Raw genomic sequence first — 16,608 nt, 5'->3', positions numbered from 1 at the left:
CTCCGGTACCGCGTCGCCCTGCGTGTTTCGCGGCGGGGCCGGGGCCACCGGCGGTGCGGCCGGGTCAGCCGTCGGCGGGCACGGTGGCGACGAGGCCGGAGAGGGCGTCCAGCAGGCGGTCGACGTCCTCCTCGTTGTTGTAGGGCGCCAGACCGATCCGCACTCCGCCCGCCTCCCCGAGTCCGAGCCGGCGGGAAGCCTCCAGCGCGTAGAAGGATCCGGCCGGGGCGTCGATGTCCCGCTCCGCCAAGTACCGCGAGGCGGCGGTGGCGCTGTGGCCGGCCAGGGTCAGCAGCAGGGTGGGGGTGCGGTGCGCGGCCCGCGAGTGCACGGTGATGCCACCGAGTCCCGCCAGCCCCTTTTCGATACGGGCCCGCAGGGCGTCCTCATGGGCCTCGATCGCCGCGAAGGCGGCGAGCAGCCGCTCCCGCCGGGTGCCGTCGACCGCGGGGGCCAGCGTCGCGAGGAAGTCCACCGCCGCAGTGGCCCCGGCCAGCAGTTCGTACGGCAGGGTGCCCAGTTCGAAGCGCTCGGGAACCGCGTCGGTGGACGGCAGCAGCTTGTCCGGCCGCAGCGTCTCCAGCAGCTCGGGACGGCTCGCCAGCACGCCCAGGTGGGGGCCGAGGAATTTGTACGGCGAGCAGACCAGGAAGTCGGCTCCGAGACCGCGCAGGTCGACGGCGGCGTGCGAGGCGTAGTGCACCGCGTCGACGTGCAACAGGGCCCCTGCCCGGTGCACCACGTCGGCGACGGCGGGAATGTCGGGGCGCGTACCGATCAGGTTGGACGCCGCGGTCACGGCGACCAGGCGGGTGCGCGGGGAGAGTACGGCGGCGATGTCATCGGCCGTCAGTTCACCGGTGGCCGGGTCGAACTCCGCCCGGCGGACCGTGGCGCCCACGGCCTCGGCCGCCTGGATCCAGGGGCGGATGTTGGAGTCGTGGTCGAGGCTGCTGACGACCACTTCGTCGCCGGGGCCCCAGTTCTTCGCCAGGGTGCGGGACAGGTCGTAGGCGAGCTGGGTGGAGCTGCGGCCGAACACGATCCCCCGCGGATCGGCGCCCAGCAGGTCGGCCAGCGCGCGGCGGGCGCGGATGACGACCGCCTCCGCGTTGCGCTCGCCCTCGGTGAAGTGTCCCCGGTTGGCGAGCGGGTTGGCCAGTGCCTCCACCATGGCGTCGATCACCGGTTGCGGTGTCTGGGTGCCGCCGGGGGCGTCGAACCGGGCGGAGCCCGCCTTGAGGGCGGGGATCTGAGCGCGGACAGCGTCGACGTCGAAGGTCATGCGTGCTCCTGGAGACGAGAGGACGAGGCGGGTGCCACCGTACGGCGGATCCCGCGGGCCCCGCCGGGCAGGGCGCGCGGGGCCGAGGACCGCGGGGCCGCTCCGTGGGGACGGAGCGTCAGTTGCTGCGGTCCTCCCCGGGAGGGGGCATGCAGGTGGTGCGGCTGGGCCGCATCCCGAGCCGTACCCGCGTCACTCCGTTGCTGCCAGGGCCGCGCCGTCACCGCCGGCCCCGGCGATGCTGAGTCCGATGGCGGACCATCGACGGCTGTACGGGCACCCGTCCCCGTGACACGGCCCGAACGTGAACGGGGCGATCGCATGCGACAACCACTCGGCCGACGCTCCCTGCTGCTGGGCACCGGTGGTCTGCTCGTGGGAACCGCGGGCTGCTCGGCAACATCCCGGACAGCGGCCGGACCGTCCACCTCCGCGTCCCCGCCGCCGTCCTCCCCGGCGCCGCTGCCCACGACCACGGCCTGGCGCCCCGACCGCGACGACGTGGACCCCGACGTGAAACTCCGCGCCGTACAGGTGGTGGAGGCGATCGGTGCGTGGCCCGCCGGGCAGGGGAGCGCGGCCGCGGCGAGGAGACGGGTGGCCGCGCTGGGGGCGGTACCGTCACTGGTGGACTCGGCGGGCCCGTTGCGGCCCGCCGCGGACGAGGCCGCGCTCCAGGTGATCGACGCGCAGTACGGCGGGATTCTGGCGGACACCGCCAGTGTGATGGTCGTCTGCCGCCAATGGACACCTGGGCACGCGGGCGGCACGACCGTCGACGTACGCCTGAGCCGGGCGCGGCCCCGCTGGGAGGTCACCGCACTCCACCCGGGCCGCCCCGGCGCCGCCGCCCCGTCGCTGCCCGCGGCGGCGCGGCAGGTGCTGGACGACCCGCGGATCGGCCTGCCGCCCGCGGCGGAGGCCGACATCCGCAGCGGGCACATCCACCCGACCGTCCTCCGGGCCCTGCTGCGACTGGCCGGTACGTACCGGATGGACATCACCGTGTTCCGCTCCGGGCATCCGTTGCACGTGTTCGGCACCGACCGGCCCAGCGACCACCCACCGGGCCGCGCCTTCGACGTAGGGCGGATCGACGGGCACGAGGTCGTCGATCCGGCCACCCCGCGTCGGCTGACCGAATCGTTCATGCGTGACGCGGCAGCGGCCGGCTCGTACAACGTCGGCGGACCGGTCCAGCTCTCCGGGGGTGCGACGGCGAATCAGTTCTTCACCGACGCCACCCATCACGACCACGTGCACGTGGGATTCGCGAGCTGACGCGCTGGAAAGAGGCGGAACGAGGCGGAAACTGGGGCTGTGGACAAGGGGCGCGCCTCCCTAGGCTCGGCCCATGCGGGTACTTTTCGCCTCGACCGGCGGCTCGGGCCACTTCCACCCACTGGTCCCCCTCATCGACGCGTGCACGGCACGGGGCGACGACGTCCTCGTCGTCGCGCCACCGGGACTCGAAGCGGCACTCGCCGCCCGGGAACAGCCGTACCGCATCGGAGCGCAGCCGCCGGACGACGAACTGACGCGTGTGATGACGCGCGTCCTGGAACTGCCCCCGGACGACGGGGTGTCCCTGATGACCAGGGAGGTGTTCGGCCGGCTGTGCGTCGACGCGATGCTGCCCACGCTGGAGACGGCCTGGCCGACGAGATGCGGGCCACCGCCACGTGCGGAGAGCTGCTCGACACCCTCGATCCGCGCCCCTGAACGCGACAGGCCCGGCAGCCGCGCACGTGGCGCATCCGACGCGAACGGGCACGCCCGTACGGTGGGGTTACGTGCGCCGATGCGGTGCGACGGCGTGCGGGCGGGCATGGGACAGAGATGCCAGCAGTATCCGTGTCCGAGCCCGTGATCAAGCTTGTCCGGCGCACGACCGAACCCGTCGGGGCGCAGACCCTGCGCTCCACGGCGGCCGCCGTGATCGCCTACGTCGTCGCGGTGTGGACCCTGCCGAATCCGGCACCCCTCACGGCACCGCTCACCGCGCTCCTCGTCGTACAGGTCACCCTCTACGCGACCCTCACCACCGGGATCCGCCGGGTCAACTCGGTCGTCGTCGGGGTGCTCATCGCCACCGCGCTCAGCGCCCTGGTCGGCCTCACCTGGTGGAGCCTCGGACTGACGATCTTCGCCTCGCTGATCATCGGGCGGCTGGTGCGGGTCGACGAGTTCGTCCCCGAGGTGGCGATCAGCGCGATGCTCGTCCTGGGCGTCTCGCAGGTCGCCTCCACCGCGTGGGACCGCGTGCTGGAGACCCTGATCGGCGCGGGCGTGGGACTGCTGTTCAACCTGCTCCTCGCGCCACCGGTCTGGGTACAGCCCGCGGGCGCCTCCATCGACAGCCTGGCCCGGGCGATGGGACACATGTTCCGCGCCATGGGGGACGACGTCACGGGTCACATCTCGGTCCAGCGGGCGGCCGGCCGGCTCCACGAGGCCCGCCGGCTGGACCACGACATCGTGGAGGTCGACGCCTCGCTCCGGCAGGCCGAGGAAGGACTCACGCTCAATCCGCGCGTCAGGCAGGGACTGCTGTACCGGGTCGTGCTGCGCACCGGTCTGGACACCCTGGAGATCTGCGCCGTGGTGCTGCGGGTGCTCTCCCGCACCCTGACCGACCTGGCGAAGGCCTGTACCGAGGAGACACTGTTCCCCGCCGACGTGGCCACACCCCTGAAGGAGCTGTTCGGGCAGTTGGCCGGAGCCATCGAGAGCTTCTCGGAGCTGATCACCACTCCGGTCGCCGAGAACGCCGAGGAGGCGGAGGAACGACTGGCCCGCGCACTCGCCGTCAGCCGCACCACCCGGGACCGGGTGGCGGACCTGCTCCTCGAGGCCGTTCAGGAACACCCCGGACAATGGCAGTTGCACGGAGCCCTGCTCGCCGAGGTGGACCGGATTCTGGACGAGCTCGACATCGACAAGCGCACGGAACGCCTGGGCAAGGAGCTCGACCGGCGTTCGGCGCTCGTGCACGAACACCACCCCTGGCTGCGCGCCGTGTCGCGCCGGCTGCGGGGCCGTCAGAACTGAGCACGGCGCGGACCGGCGGCCGTCACGCGGCGGCCGATCGCGCTCACCCCGGAGCCGGGAGCCGCTCGATGGCGACCAGTGCCGCGTCGTCGGCCAGACGGCCGCCGGCGTGCCGGACGAGGTCGGCGCAGAGCGACTCCAGCAGGCGCTCCGGGGTCTGGCCGCACCAGGACGCGGCCCGTTCCCGGAGCGGATAGAAGACCCCCGACCGGTTCCGGGACTCGATGACACCGTCCGTGTACAGAAGCAGGGTGTCTCCGACGCCGAAGGCGAACGTCTCCGTCATGTGCTCGGTGACCACCAGGTGCGCCAGACCGAGCGGCGGGGCGGGCACCCGCACATGGAGCGGGATTGCCTCGCCCGCCCGCAGTAGCAGCGGCGGCGGATGACCGCAGCTGACCAGGTGGAGCTCGGCGGCGGCATCGGGGATGTCGAGAACGGCCGCGGTGACGAAGGACTCCGCGAGATCCTCGTCCTCGTCCCCGTCCCCGTCCCCGCCGTCGTGGACGGCGAAGTCCTGCTCAGGGGCGACGCTCAGCTCCAGATGCGCCACCAGATCCGGCAACCGTGACTCCTGGCGGGACAGCGCGTGGAAGGCGCCCAGCACACTTGCTGCCTCACCGATCGCGGACAGCCCCTTGCCGCGCACATCACCGATGATCAGCCGGGTGCCGTCACTGGTGCGGGCGGCCGCGTAGAGATCGCCCCCGATCTGCGCCTCAGCCTCCGCGGCCAGATACACCGAGGCGATGCGCAGCGGACCACTTCGTACGGGCAGCGGCCGCAGTACCACATGCTGCGCCGCCTCGGCCACCGAACGCAGCTGCGTCACCGCCTGCTCGTTGCGTTCTCGCAGGTGGGCGAAGAAGGTGACGAAGGCGGAGATGAGGATGAGCGCGACGATCTGGTAGGTGTGGTTGAGGTCGCTGACTCCGGTGTGTCCGACGGCCACGAGGGACTGGGCCAGTACGGCGACGGCACCGACGAACGCCGTCAGGTGCGGCCCGGCGAACGAGGCGGCCAGCGCGGGTGCCGCCACCAGGAACGGGCCGAGATGGACATCTGACGGCGTGACGATGTCCACCACCGTGACGAGGGCGATCAGCGCGAACGGCATCGCCACGAGTGAGTTCCTGCGCCGTCCGGACTCGCGGAACGACTGCACGAATCGCCGGGAAGCCATGCTTCCGGAATACCTCACCCGGTCCGCCACCGCCCCTCGTGGGACGGTCACCACGGCGTACGAGGAGCGGCAGGACCCTCCCGCACCGTCACTCCGCGTCGCTCACTTCTCACCCGAACGTCGGCGGTCTTCACTCCCCTGCTCCTCGTGTCGCGCTGTTCCGGCCGGGCCTGGCGACGCTGAGCCCAACCAACCGTTCCACGACGAAGAGAGAACAGCATGACCGTCTCGACCTTCCTCGCCCCGCGGAGACGGATACGAGGGCGTCGCGCGCAGGCCCTCGCCGCAGCGCTCACCACGGCCGCCCTCGCCGCGGCCCCAGTTCCCGCCGCCGCAGCCGACGGCGGCGATCCGGCCGCCGCCAAGCCCACGGTGGTGCTGGTGCACGGCGCGTTCGCCGATGCCTCGGGCTGGAACGGCGTGGTGGAACGACTGAAACGTCATGGGTACCAGGTCACGGTCCCGGCCAATCCGCTGCGCGGGCTCGCCGGTGACTCCGCGCACCTTGCCGGTGTCCTGAAGACCATCAAGGGACCGATCGTGCTGGCCGGGCATTCCTACGGCGGTGCGTTGATCGGCAACGCCGCCGCCGGGAACCCGAACGTCAAGTCGCTGGTGTACGTGTCCGCGTTCATGCCGGACAAGGGAGAGGGACTGGCGGATCTGGGCACGAAGTTCGCGGGCAGCGAGCTGAACACGGCCCTGAAGCCGGTGCCGTCCGTGGGCTCCGACGGCAAGGAGGTCACCGACCTGTACATCCGGCCGGAGAAGTTCCACGACGTCTTCGCGGCGGACGTGCCCTCGGGCACCGCGGCCGCGCTGGCCGCCGCCCAACGCCCCATCAGCGGAGCCGCGTTCATGGACAAGGCGACCGCGGCGGCCTGGCGCACCATCCCGTCCTGGGCGCTGGTCGCCACCCGGGACAAGGCCATCGCCCCGGACCTCGAACGCTTCGAGGCCCGGCGCGCCAGATCGCACACCGTCGAGGTCGACTCCTCCCACGCCGTGATGATCTCGCACCCCGACGCCGTCGCCGACCTGATCCGGCAGGCCGCCGGAGACCGGACGGCGGCGGACTCGCCGATGGCCTCGACGGGTACCAGCACCCTGATCCTGGCCTCCCTGGGCGCACTCGCGGGCGTGAGCATCCTGACCGGCGCGGGCCTCTTGGCGGCGGCACGCAGGCGCCGCGCCACCGACAGCGGCACGGCTCTCTGAGGGGAGGGCTCCGGAGCAGTCCGGTCTCGGAGACCGGAACCGGACTGCCCTGGTCGTGCACCGCCTCCCGCCGATGCGGGAGGCGGTGCTACGTTCCCGCGACGGCTTTGGCCCTGACGGCGTTCGGCAAGGCGGCCGAGGACATGAAGTCGGGCATCGCCGCCCCCGGGCTGCGCTCCGGCGGCCCGCGCGCCTTCGCGCCCGCCGTGGTCAACGGGGTGAAGGCGGTGTGGGCTCGGCGACACCGAGCTCCTTGTCCGCCCGGCGGATCAGCCCCGGGAGGGCGTCCCAGTCGATCTTCTCCAGGTCCACGGACTTGGCACCCGGCGCGAGGGTGCCGCCGGCCCGTTCGCGGGTGGCCTCGCCGTCCCGGTACGCGTAGACGTCGTACAGGTTCTTGTTCTTTGCGACCGGGGCCTCGACGCGCGCGTGCTCCTCGAACAGCGTGAACGAGGTGATCCGGGTGCCGCCCATCACCGGCTTGAGCGCGGCGATGACGGACCGGGCCCCGGCGGGCGTCAGCAGATCCTTGGTCCGTGCCTCGTTCGCCTCCTTCGCCCCGTCGTTCCCGGCGGCCGAGGGACCGTTGGAGGCCTGGGCCGGGGCGGACGGGGTGCTGCCGGAAGTCTTCGTGTCCCGGTCGGGCACCAGCGACCACACCAGGACGCCGGTCAGGGCGGTCCCGGCGAGAGCGGTGGTGATCGCGAAGGCGCGGCCCCGCCGGATCCGGCGACGGATCTCCTGGGTGCCCAGTGTCGCGGGCTCCGGACGCGGGGGAGCGGGGACGGACCGGCTACCGGGCCCGGGTGCGCCGGCCGGGCGCCGGACGGGGGTGATGGGCAGGGTGGTGGTCGGGCCGGACGGTGGTCGGGCCGGACGGTATCGCGTCCCGCAGCGTGAGCGGCTCCGGGTGCGGCGGTGCGGCATCCCGCGGGAGCCGGGGGTCCTGCCGGGGCGGCGTCACGGCAGGCGCGCGCACCGCCGCCAGCATCCGGTCCAGTTCCTCGGGGTTGGGCCTGGCCGCCGTGTCCCGGGTCAGCAGCGCGGTCAGTACGGGAGCCGGCGGACCGGCCTGGCAGGGCGGCGGGATCTCTTCGTCGAGCACGGCCGCCAGCGTCGCCGGCGTCGTCGCCCTGCGCAGCGGATGCCGGCCCTCCACCGCGATGTACAGCATCATGCCGAGCGACCACAGGTCCGAGGAGGGGGCGCCCTCCTCACCGCGGATCCGCTCCGGCGCCATGTAGTCGGGGGAGCCGATGATGGAGCCGGTCGCCGTCAGGCTGGTGGACTCACGGATCGCGGCGATGCCGAAGTCGGTGAGCACCGGGCTGCCGTCGGCCCGCAGCAGTACGTTGGCGGGCTTGACGTCCCGGTGCACGATTCCCGAGGCGTGGGCGGCGCGCAGCGCGGACAGCACCCCGCAACGAGGCGGCCACGCCGTCGTGCGGCATGAGTGGTGACCGCCGTCGGCCGCTTCGCTGCAGCGAAGCGGCCGACGGCTGCCACTCACTCATGGAAGAGCGGCGAGACGTCGGCCGTTCGCGTGAGACAGGTACTACGTGAAGCGGGTGCTACTTGGGCGGCCGGATGTTCCCGGTGCCCATGTTGCCCTGCTGCTCGATCTGCTCCTGCAGCTTCCGGGCCTTCTCCTGGAGCCGCTGGCGCTGCTCAGGGTCGGTGGTGCGCTCAGCGGCCTCGTTCATCTGCCGGGCCTTGTCGCGCAGCTGCTGCGCACGGTCACCGGATTCACGTGCAACGCTCATCATCGCTCCTTGTGCGGTTGGGAAGAGCGGGCTCCATCAGAGAACCAGCGCCGCCGGTTCACCGCACCTCGAATCGTCACTCAACGTGACCGTGTGCCGAGGGGGTGGTGCGGCGCTGGCATGATCGAGGGCATGAACGAGAGCATCATCGCCGCGTGTGACGGGGCATCGAAGGGCAATCCGGGGCCTGCGGCCTGGGCATGGGTCGTGGCCGACGCGCAGGGGCGACCGGAGCGCTGGGAGGCGGGCCCGCTGGGGACGGCGACCAATAATGTCGCCGAACTCACGGCGTTGCAGGAACTGTTGGAGTCCACGGACCCGGCCGTGCCGGTCGAGGTGCGGATGGACTCGCAGTACGCGATGAACGCGGTGACGAAGTGGCTGCCGGGGTGGAAGCGTAACGGCTGGAAGACATCGGCGGGAAAGCCGGTGGCCAACCGTGACCTGGTGGCAGGCATCGACGCCCTGCTGACCGGCCGGACCGTGAAGTTCGTCTACGTCCCCGCGCACCAGGTGGACGGGGACCCGCTCAACGCCCTTGCCGATCAGGCCGCGAGCGAGGCCGCGGTGGCGCAGCGGCCGGCCGGTACCGCGCATGGTTCGCAGCTGCCGAAGCCCGCTCCAGCCCGCGCGACGGAGGGGCGGAGTAAGAACGCTCCGGCGAAGAAGGCGGGGGGTGCGGCGCGTTCCGGTGCAACCATCCGGGCGCGGTTCGCCGGCCGCTGCCAGTGTGGAAAGCCCTACGCGGCCCAGGAGATGATCGCCAAGAACCCGAACGGCTGGGGCCACCCGGAGTGCCGCACCGCGTCCGCCTGAGGCGCGGTTGCGCCGGGCCCACGCACCCGGTGCGGGCCCGGCGGACGCCGAGCGGCGACGGGAGTGGGCGAGTGGCCACGCGCGACACCGGCCGCGTGCCATGATGCGGCTTTGACGGCGGCAACCGCTGCGCACCACCGATGTCCTGCAGGTGCCGCCGGGGGCAACCGCGAAGCGCTGGGGGGCGTATGGGAAGCACGGGCACGGTTCTGCGCGAGTTGCGCGGTGCGCAGAAGACGGCCAAGGGGGTGTCGCTGTACTCGCGGTACGTGAACCGGCCGGCCGGCCGGGTGTTCGCCGCCGCCGCGTACCGCATCCGGCTGACACCCAATCAAGTCACCTTGATCAGTGCGGTGTTCACCTTCGCCGCCATCGCCGCGGTGGCGCTCGCCCGGCCGTCCTGGGGGCTCGCGGCTGCGGTGTACGCGGGCCTCGCCGTCGGCTTCGCCCTCGATTCGGCCGACGGACAGCTGGCCAGGCTGACCGGGCGGGGAGGGCCGGACGGCGAGTGGCTGGACCATGTCGTGGACTGCGCCAAGATGATCCTCGTACACACCGCCGTCCTGATTTCGTTCCAGCGGTTCTTCGAACTGCCGTCCCAGGGCTGGCTACTGCTGCCGCTGGGCTTCCTGTTCACCGCCGTACTGACCTTCTGCGCCGGGCTGTTGCGTGAGCAGCTGGGCAAGGCGGCCGTCCGGCCCGCGACGGGTGGCAGCGTCCCGGCCCCGGTGTCCCGGGTGCGGGCCGTGGCGCTGCTGCCCGCCGACTACGGGGTGTTCTGCCTGGTGTTCCTGCTGCTCGGCGACCGGACCGCGTTCCGCTTCGGATACGCGGTGCTCGCCGTCGTGCACGCGCTGTTCCTGGTGGCGTTCCTCGCCAAGTGGTTCAGGGAGCTGAAAGCGCTCCGGAGTGCGGACTGACGAGCGTGTCCAGCGCCCGGCGCAGCTGGGTGCTGGACGTGTGCACGGTGTACGGGAAGTAGACCACCTCCACGCCGACCTCGGCGAAGTCGCGCTCCAGCCGCTTGCCCTTCTCCGTGTCCCGCCAGTCGTCCCCCTTGAAGATGACGTCGAACCTGACCTGCTGCCAGGTCTCGACCTTGTCGGGCACCGTCTCCACGAACGCCGCGTCCACGTACCGGACGCTGCGTACGATCTCCAGCCGTTCCGGCAGCGGAATCACCGGCTTGTGGCCCTTGGCGAGCGCGGCCATCTCGTCCGAGACGACGCCCGCGACGAGGTAGTCGCACTGGCTGCGGGCATGCCGCAGGATGTTCAGGTGCCCTACGTGGAACAGGTCGTAGACCCCCGGCGCGTAGCCGACCCTGTGCACCATCCGTTCTCTCCCCCCACGGTGAACGTGATGTCCGTGTCCCGCGGCAGTTGTCCGGACATGGCGTCCGGTGGAGCGGGATATCGGTATCGCTGTTGATGGTGGAACGACCTTACTGTGAAGACCACTTGCGCATCACGTGAACGGATAAGCTCACTTTTGGGGCTGTTCCTTGGGGGGAACACAGATGTTCCGGGGGGAAAGGCGAGCGTCCATGTCCGATGCCGACCGTTACACACCGTTCGAGGGTCGTACGCTGCTGGTCGTCTCGACGAACTACGCGCCGGAGCTGACGGGCATCGGCCCGTACGCCGCGCAGCTCGCCGAGCACTGGGCCGCGTCCGGGGCCGAGACCCACGTACTGACCGGCATGCCGCACTATCCGTCCTGGCGGACCGAGGCCGGGTACCGCGGCGTGTGGCGGGTCACCGAGCAGCGGGCCGGGGTCACCGTCCACCGGCGCAGACACTATGTGCCGACCCGGCAGAGCGCCCTGCGCAGAGCCGTGTTCGAGGCGACGGTGCTCGGGCACGGACTGCTGTCGCCGCCTCTTCCGCGCCCGCCGGACGCGGTGATCTCCCAGCTGCCCAGCCTCGCGGGCGGCGTCCTGGGGGCCCGGCTGGCCCGCCGCCTGCACGTCCCGTACATACCGGTCGTGCAGGATCTGATGGGCGCCGCCGCCGCGCAGAGCGGAATCCGGGGCGGCGGCCGGGCGGCGGCCCTCGCCTCGGCGGCAGAACGTTACGCGCTGCGCGGCGCCGCCCTCGTCGGCGTCATCCACGAGACGTTCGTCCCGCGCGTCACCGCGTACGGCGTGGACCCCGGACGCATCCGTCTCGTCCCCAACTGGTCGCATGTGCAGGCGCCTTCGGCCGACCGAGCCCGGACGCGGGCGAGACTCGGCTGGAGCGAGGGCGCCCCCGTGGTCCTGCACTCCGGGAACATGGGGCTCAAGCAGGGCCTGGAAGTCCTCGTCGACGCGGCCCGGCTGGCACCGGGGATCCACTTCGTGCTGATGGGGGACGGGAACCAGCGCGCGGCGCTGCTGGGGCGCGCGGCGGGCCTGCGCAACCTCGATTTCCTGCCGCCCGCCGCCTCCGAGGAGTTCACCGACATCCTCGCCGCCGCCGATGTGCTCGCGGTGACCCAGCGGGCGTCCGTGCTCGACATGAGCGTCCCGTCCAAACTCACCTCGTACTTCGTCTCGGGCCGCCCCGTCGTCGCCTCGGTCGTCGACGGCGGCGGCAGCGCCCAGGAGATCCACCGGTCCGGCGCCGGGATCCTCGTCGCACCGGAGGACCCCGCCGCGCTGCTGTCGGCCGTACGCAAGCTCGTCGAGGCACCGGCCGAGGCGGACCGGCTCGGCGCCAACGGGCCGCGGTACGTCGCACGACACCTGAGCCGGGAGGCGGGCCTCGCCCGCTTCGACGCACTGCTCACCGAGGTCCTCGCGGACGCACAAGGGAGACCACGCCGATGACCCAGCCGATCCGCGCACTGGAGGACCAGGACGAACCCGCGCTGCTGCGGGACCAGTTCCGTCAGCTCCTGCGCTACCGCGCCCTGCTCGCCTCCGGCGTGGTCCTCGGACTGCTCGGCGGCGGCTGGCTCGCCCTCAGCGGCGAGGAGAGCTACACGTCGACGGGCGAGGTCGTCGTACGGTCCGCCGCCTCCGACCCCTTCGCCGCGGGCGCCTCCGCCGACAAGGGCATCAACATCGGCTCCGAGCGGCAGACCGCCGTCAGCGACACCGTCGGCACCCTGGCCGTCGGGTCTCTGGCCAGGAACGGCGACCGGGTGGAGGTCGGCACCCTGCTGTCCGGTCTCCAGGTCACCAACCCGCCCAACACCCTCGTGCTCCGCTTCTCGTACACCGGCCGCACCCCCGCCCTCGCGAGAGCGCGGGCCCAGGCGCTCGCCGACGCCTATCTGGAGATCCGCCGACAACGCACCGAGGACAGCATCGCCAACATGGTCGACGGCTACCGCGGCCAGCTGAAGCCCCTCACCGAACAGCGCGACCAACTCGCCGAGCAGGCCGGCGCAAGCAACGACGTGACCAGCGCCCGAGCCAACCTCGTCGTGTCGATCTCCGAACTGAGCCGGAAGATCTCCGAGTTGCGCGCCCTGGACACCACCCCCGGCTACCTCACGAAGAAGCCCGTCGCACCCACCGCACCCACCGGCGCCGGACTTCCCCTGCTACTGGGGCTCGGCGGCGTCGTCGGCCTCGCGCTCGGACTGCTGCTGTCCTGGGTACGGCTCGTCTTCGACCCGGCCGTGCGCTCCACCCGGGAGCTGGTCCGCTCGCTCGGCGCCCCGCTGCTCGGCACCCTGCCCAGGGAGCGGGCGGCGGCGGGCGCGCTGCTCGCCATCGGGCGGAGCGGGAGCCGGCTCGCCGAGGAGTACCGGGCGGTCGCCTTCCGGCTTGCCTACGACCCGTTGTTCGCCCAGCGCCGCAGACTCCTGGTCACGTCCCCGCGCGGGGCCGGCGACGCACCGGCCGCCGCCGCCGTCAACCTGGCCGCCGCCTTCGCCGAGATGGGACGGGACGTACTCCTGATCGAGGCCGATCTGCGTACCCCGTCCCTGGCCCGGGCCCTCGGCCCGGCCGTGCAGGGCGCCCGGCCGAGCTGGGCGACGGAGGGCGAACGGGCCTGGCCGTCGGAGAGCCGGATGAACGTGGACGTCCCCGGATCGGGCGCCTTCACCCTGATAGCGGGCCGGCGCACGGACAACGTGCCCCGGGCCCTGACCTCCGCGCCCGTCGGACGGATCGTCGCCGAGGGCGACCGGCCGGGCGCCGTCGTCATCGTGCTGGCCCCGCCCGTGCTGTCGTACGCCGACGCCGTCGCGCTGATCGACCGGGTGGAGGGTGTCATGGTGGTCTGCGACCCCCGCGAGGTGCACCGCAGCGACCTGGAACGGATCCGCGAGATCATCGGAGCGGCCGGCGGCACCGTGCTCGGCGCCCTGCTGCACCCCGGCCGGAGCCGCCAGGAACGCCGGGCCCGCAAGAAGTCCGGCAAGCGCCGCGCGGGCGGCGACCGGCCCGGCCGGGCCGAGGACGGCCACGGCCCCGAGCGCGCCGGCGACCCCGCCGAGACCCTCGGCCTGCGCACCTTCGACTCCACCGCGGGACACAGATGAGGGCACGGACCGCGATCCTCTGCTCGGTCGCGGACCAGGGCGTCGCGGCGCTCACCAACATCCTGGTGCTGGTGGCCGCCGCCCGGCTCTCCACCGTGGCCGACTTCGCCCGCTTCTCGGCCGTCTACCTCGTCTTCACAGTGCTGCTGGGCGTCTTTGGTGCCTACACCGGGCAGCCGCTCGTCCTGCGGCGCGGCGAGCGCGACGAGGTGGGCGGCGCGTGCCGGTCCGCGGTCACCTTCACCCTGCTCGCCGCGGCCGGGCTCGGCGCCCTGCTCGCCGCCGTCTGCCTGCCGCTGCCGGGCGCCACCGCGCGTGCCCTGATGATGCTGGGACTGGTCCTGCCGGTGGTTCTGGGGCAGGACACCATGCGGTACGCCTTCTCCACCCTGCACCTGCCGCACCTGGCCCTGGCGGGGGACGCGCTCAGACTGGCCTGTGTGCTGGGCGCGCTGGCCATGCAGCCCCACGGCGCCCCGGCATCGCGGCTCGTCACCGTCTGGGGACTGTCCGCACTGCCGGCCCTGCTGCTGTCGGCCGCCCTGCTGCACCGCAGAGTGGCCGGAACACCGCTGCGGCTCACGGCCCTGCTGCGGCGAGGGCATCTGGGGCGGCGCTTCGTGGTGGAGTTCGGCGTGGGCAACGCCACCAGTCAGCTCTCCGTACTCGGACTCGGCACGGTCGGCAACCCGCTGGTGGTCGGCGCCCTGCGCGGCGCGACCACCCTCTTCGGACCGCTGAACGTACTGTTCACCTCGGCCACCGGCTTCGGCCCGCCCCTGCTCGGACGGCTCTCCTCCCAACGGCGCAGGGTACGCGCCACGGCGACGCTCGCCGCCGTCCTGGCCGCCACGGCCGCCGCCTGGGCCACCGCACTCGCCCTGCTGCCCGACGGAATCGGCCGTCATCTGCTCGGCGACACCTGGCCCACGGCGGCCGCCCTGCTCCCCGCGACCGGCAGCCAGTACGCGGCGATGGCCGTCGGCACCTGCGGACTGCTGGCCCTGCGGATGCTCGACCCCCGTACCACCCTCTCCATCCAGGTGGTCTTCTCACTCGCCGCCGTGGCCTTCCTCACCGGCGGCTATGTGCTCGGCGGGGTGCCGGGCGCGGCCTGGGGCCTGTGCCTGGGATCCGTCTGCAAGGCGGCGGCCACCTGGACCCGGGTGGCCCGGCTGAGCCGCCGCGCCCCGGCCGACCAGGCGCCCGTCAGCGCGCGCGCCATCCGTTCCGGCTCCTGAAACTGGTGACCAGCAGCAGACACAGGGCCGCGATCGCCAGCTTCCCGACGGACTGCAACAGCGGCCCGCGCAACAGGATGAAGGTGTACCCGGCGATCAGCGGAGCGGCGATCGCCAGAACACTGCCTGGGCCCGGACCGTCGCGGGAGACGGCGCGCGCGTAACGCCGGTCGGTGCGTGCCGCGGCGTACCCGATCAGTGCGAACGCACCGACCATGCCCGGAGCGCCGAAGTCGACCCAGAGCTCGGTCCACAGCGGCGCCGACAGATTGGTCATGTTCATCCCCATCCACTGGCCGACGCGCACCCCGGTGTCGTCCGGCTTGCCGCTCCACACCGACCGGGGCACGAAGAACAGTGCGGAGCCCGCCAGTTGACGCCCATAGGTGTGGCCTCGGGTGTCGACCCAGGAGACGGTGTTGGCGAACATCACCGCCTGGTCGTAGTCCTTGGTGGCCAGCGGCTCGAAGACCGACGACGAATCCACCGGCCGGTACCCGGAGCTGTCGTAGCGGAACCGGTCCGCGTACGGGAACAGCACCAACGCCCCGACCACCCCCGTGGCCAGCACCGAGCGGTACATTGCCGCGCTGCTCGGGAACGCGGTGAACAGGAGCGAGACCAGTACGGTCACGAACCAGTAACGAGCATTGGAAATCGGGTTGTTGACGATGACGTTGAGGACCAGCAACGCACACCAGACAAGCACCGTCGAGGGGGAACGCCGGGCCCGGCGCGAGGTCACCAGCCGACGGGTCCAGAAGAGCAGCCCGAGCAGCGCGGGTACCGTACCGAAGCCCTTGAGGAAGGCCGACCCCACATGGGACTCGTCCGACACCACCCCGCTGGCCGCGACCGAGGCGCTAATCTCCTGGCGACTGGTGAAGAAGATGGCGGGCCCGCCGAGCTTCACGATGTAATAGCCGCTCGCCGCGAAGGCCAGCACCACCAGCAGCCTGAGCCGGCCCCGGTGCGCCGTAGCCGGACCGCTCCCGGAGCGTGCGGTGGCCCGGCGGCGCAGCGGGCGCCGGGACGCCAGCAGCGCCCCGAGATCGAACGCCGCACACCCCACCAGGACCAGCGCGATGGCCGTCACCAGATCCGACCGCGGCCCGACCATCGGGGTGGGGGTCTGCCCGATGACCACCTGCGCGAACGGCGCCACCCCCATCGCGATGTACACGAACATCCAGAAGACGCCCTGCAACAGGCGGCGCCGGGTGGACAGGATCATCGTGGCGAGCCGGGCCCCCGCATAGCAGGTCAGCACGAGCTGCAGCCAGTACGCGCTGTCCCGGACTCCGGTGCCTGGCTGCGCGGCGATCACCGCGGGCAGGAAGCAGACCAGGCCGAGGATGAGCGGCACGGCGAAGGCGCGCGACAGCATGGCCCACGACAGGGGCTTCGCCGGCGGCCGGACCGGGTCCTGCGGGCCGTGCTCCGGTACGGGGGCGGACGGCGCCGCCTCGTGCACAGACGTCATCTGCCCCCCCGTTCAGTGGATCTGTGAACACTCTAACGAATCAACCCACTTGGGGGGTTTGGATGACTAGTCTGTAAAAGACCGGC

Annotated in this window: 16 protein-coding genes; 9 read left to right on the top strand and 7 right to left on the bottom strand. The window is 72.2% G+C overall.

Annotated elements, in window-relative coordinates; all coding sequences use genetic code 11:
• Nucleotides 1–64: 64 nt before the first annotated feature.
• Nucleotides 65–1,285: a cysteine desulfurase-like protein gene (locus OH735_RS02575; RefSeq protein WP_406379080.1), complete on the bottom strand. Its 1,221-nt coding sequence runs from the start codon at nt 1,283–1,285 to the stop codon at nt 65–67.
• A gap of 321 nt (nt 1,286–1,606) precedes the next feature.
• Between OH735_RS02575 and OH735_RS02570 the strand changes: the two genes are divergently transcribed.
• From OH735_RS02570 to OH735_RS02560, 3 genes are all read left to right on the top strand, one after another.
• Nucleotides 1,607–2,566, top strand: coding sequence for a hypothetical protein (locus OH735_RS02570; protein ID WP_406379078.1), 960 nt, complete (start codon nt 1,607–1,609; stop codon nt 2,564–2,566).
• 73 nt (nt 2,567–2,639) lie between these two features.
• Nucleotides 2,640–3,155: a hypothetical protein gene (locus tag OH735_RS02565; RefSeq protein WP_406379076.1), complete on the top strand. Its 516-nt coding sequence runs from the start codon at nt 2,640–2,642 to the stop codon at nt 3,153–3,155.
• Nucleotides 3,125–4,336: an FUSC family protein gene (locus OH735_RS02560; protein ID WP_406379074.1), complete on the top strand. Its 1,212-nt coding sequence runs from the start codon at nt 3,125–3,127 to the stop codon at nt 4,334–4,336. Before OH735_RS02565 ends, OH735_RS02560 begins: the two co-directional genes overlap by 31 nt.
• A gap of 43 nt (nt 4,337–4,379) precedes the next feature.
• Here the strand turns inward: OH735_RS02560 and OH735_RS02555 are convergent, their stop codons facing one another.
• Nucleotides 4,380–5,519, bottom strand: a complete 1,140-nt coding sequence (locus OH735_RS02555; protein ID WP_406379071.1) for a PP2C family protein-serine/threonine phosphatase — start codon at nt 5,517–5,519, stop codon at nt 4,380–4,382.
• Nucleotides 5,520–5,738: 219 nt separating this feature from the next.
• On the opposite strand from OH735_RS02555, the gene OH735_RS02550 reads away from it, so the two are divergent.
• A complete protein-coding gene (locus tag OH735_RS02550) occupies nt 5,739–6,737 on the top strand; it encodes an alpha/beta fold hydrolase (RefSeq protein WP_406379069.1) in 999 nt (332 codons plus the stop codon).
• A 210-nt stretch (nt 6,738–6,947) separates the two neighbouring features.
• Here the strand turns inward: OH735_RS02550 and OH735_RS02545 are convergent, their stop codons facing one another.
• The 3 genes from OH735_RS02545 to OH735_RS02535 form a co-directional block, all read right to left on the bottom strand.
• A complete protein-coding gene (locus tag OH735_RS02545) occupies nt 6,948–7,385 on the bottom strand; it encodes a hypothetical protein (protein ID WP_406379067.1) in 438 nt (145 codons plus the stop codon).
• Nucleotides 7,386–7,530: 145 nt separating this feature from the next.
• On the bottom strand, nt 7,531–8,154 hold the full coding sequence (locus tag OH735_RS02540; protein ID WP_406379065.1) for a serine/threonine-protein kinase: 624 nt from the start codon (nt 8,152–8,154) through the stop codon (nt 7,531–7,533).
• A gap of 154 nt (nt 8,155–8,308) precedes the next feature.
• A complete protein-coding gene (locus OH735_RS02535) occupies nt 8,309–8,500 on the bottom strand; it encodes a DUF6381 family protein (protein WP_406379063.1) in 192 nt (63 codons plus the stop codon).
• Nucleotides 8,501–8,632: 132 nt separating this feature from the next.
• Here OH735_RS02535 and OH735_RS02530 point away from each other — a divergent pair, with 132 nt between their 5' ends.
• Together OH735_RS02530 and OH735_RS02525 are read left to right on the top strand one after the other, a co-directional pair.
• Nucleotides 8,633–9,316: a ribonuclease H gene (locus OH735_RS02530; protein WP_406379061.1), complete on the top strand. Its 684-nt coding sequence runs from the start codon at nt 8,633–8,635 to the stop codon at nt 9,314–9,316.
• 188 nt (nt 9,317–9,504) lie between these two features.
• Nucleotides 9,505–10,236 carry a CDP-alcohol phosphatidyltransferase family protein gene (locus OH735_RS02525; RefSeq protein WP_406379059.1) on the top strand — a complete coding sequence of 244 codons (732 nt, stop codon included), beginning with the start codon at nt 9,505–9,507 and terminating at the stop codon, nt 10,234–10,236.
• On the opposite strand, the gene OH735_RS02520 is transcribed toward OH735_RS02525, so the two are convergent.
• Nucleotides 10,202–10,651: an adenylyltransferase/cytidyltransferase family protein gene (locus OH735_RS02520; protein ID WP_406379057.1), complete on the bottom strand. Its 450-nt coding sequence runs from the start codon at nt 10,649–10,651 to the stop codon at nt 10,202–10,204. The genes OH735_RS02525 and OH735_RS02520 overlap by 35 nt on opposite strands.
• Before the next feature lie 211 nt (nt 10,652–10,862).
• On the opposite strand from OH735_RS02520, the gene OH735_RS02515 reads away from it, so the two are divergent.
• The 3 genes from OH735_RS02515 to OH735_RS02505 are packed head-to-tail and all read left to right on the top strand — an operon-like array spanning nt 10,863 to nt 15,039.
• Nucleotides 10,863–12,128: a glycosyltransferase gene (locus tag OH735_RS02515; RefSeq protein WP_406379055.1), complete on the top strand. Its 1,266-nt coding sequence runs from the start codon at nt 10,863–10,865 to the stop codon at nt 12,126–12,128.
• Nucleotides 12,125–13,798: a lipopolysaccharide biosynthesis protein gene (locus tag OH735_RS02510; protein ID WP_406379053.1), complete on the top strand. Its 1,674-nt coding sequence runs from the start codon at nt 12,125–12,127 to the stop codon at nt 13,796–13,798. The genes OH735_RS02515 and OH735_RS02510 overlap by 4 nt, the downstream gene beginning before the upstream one ends.
• The gene (locus OH735_RS02505; protein WP_406379051.1) at nt 13,795–15,039 is read left to right on the top strand and encodes a hypothetical protein; all 1,245 of its coding nucleotides are present in this window, start codon (nt 13,795–13,797) and stop codon (nt 15,037–15,039) included. Before OH735_RS02510 ends, OH735_RS02505 begins: the two co-directional genes overlap by 4 nt.
• On the opposite strand, the gene OH735_RS02500 is transcribed toward OH735_RS02505, so the two are convergent.
• On the bottom strand, nt 15,008–16,522 hold the full coding sequence (locus OH735_RS02500) for a hypothetical protein (RefSeq protein WP_406379049.1): 1,515 nt from the start codon (nt 16,520–16,522) through the stop codon (nt 15,008–15,010). The genes OH735_RS02505 and OH735_RS02500 overlap by 32 nt on opposite strands.
• Between the last annotated feature and the right edge of the window lie 86 nt (nt 16,523–16,608).

This window comes from Streptomyces sp. NBC_01618, assembly GCF_045209435.1.
GTDB lineage: Bacteria > Actinomycetota > Actinomycetes > Streptomycetales > Streptomycetaceae > Streptomyces.
Note: the sequence above shows the minus strand (reverse complement) of the source record. Positions and strands in the feature narration are given on the sequence as shown.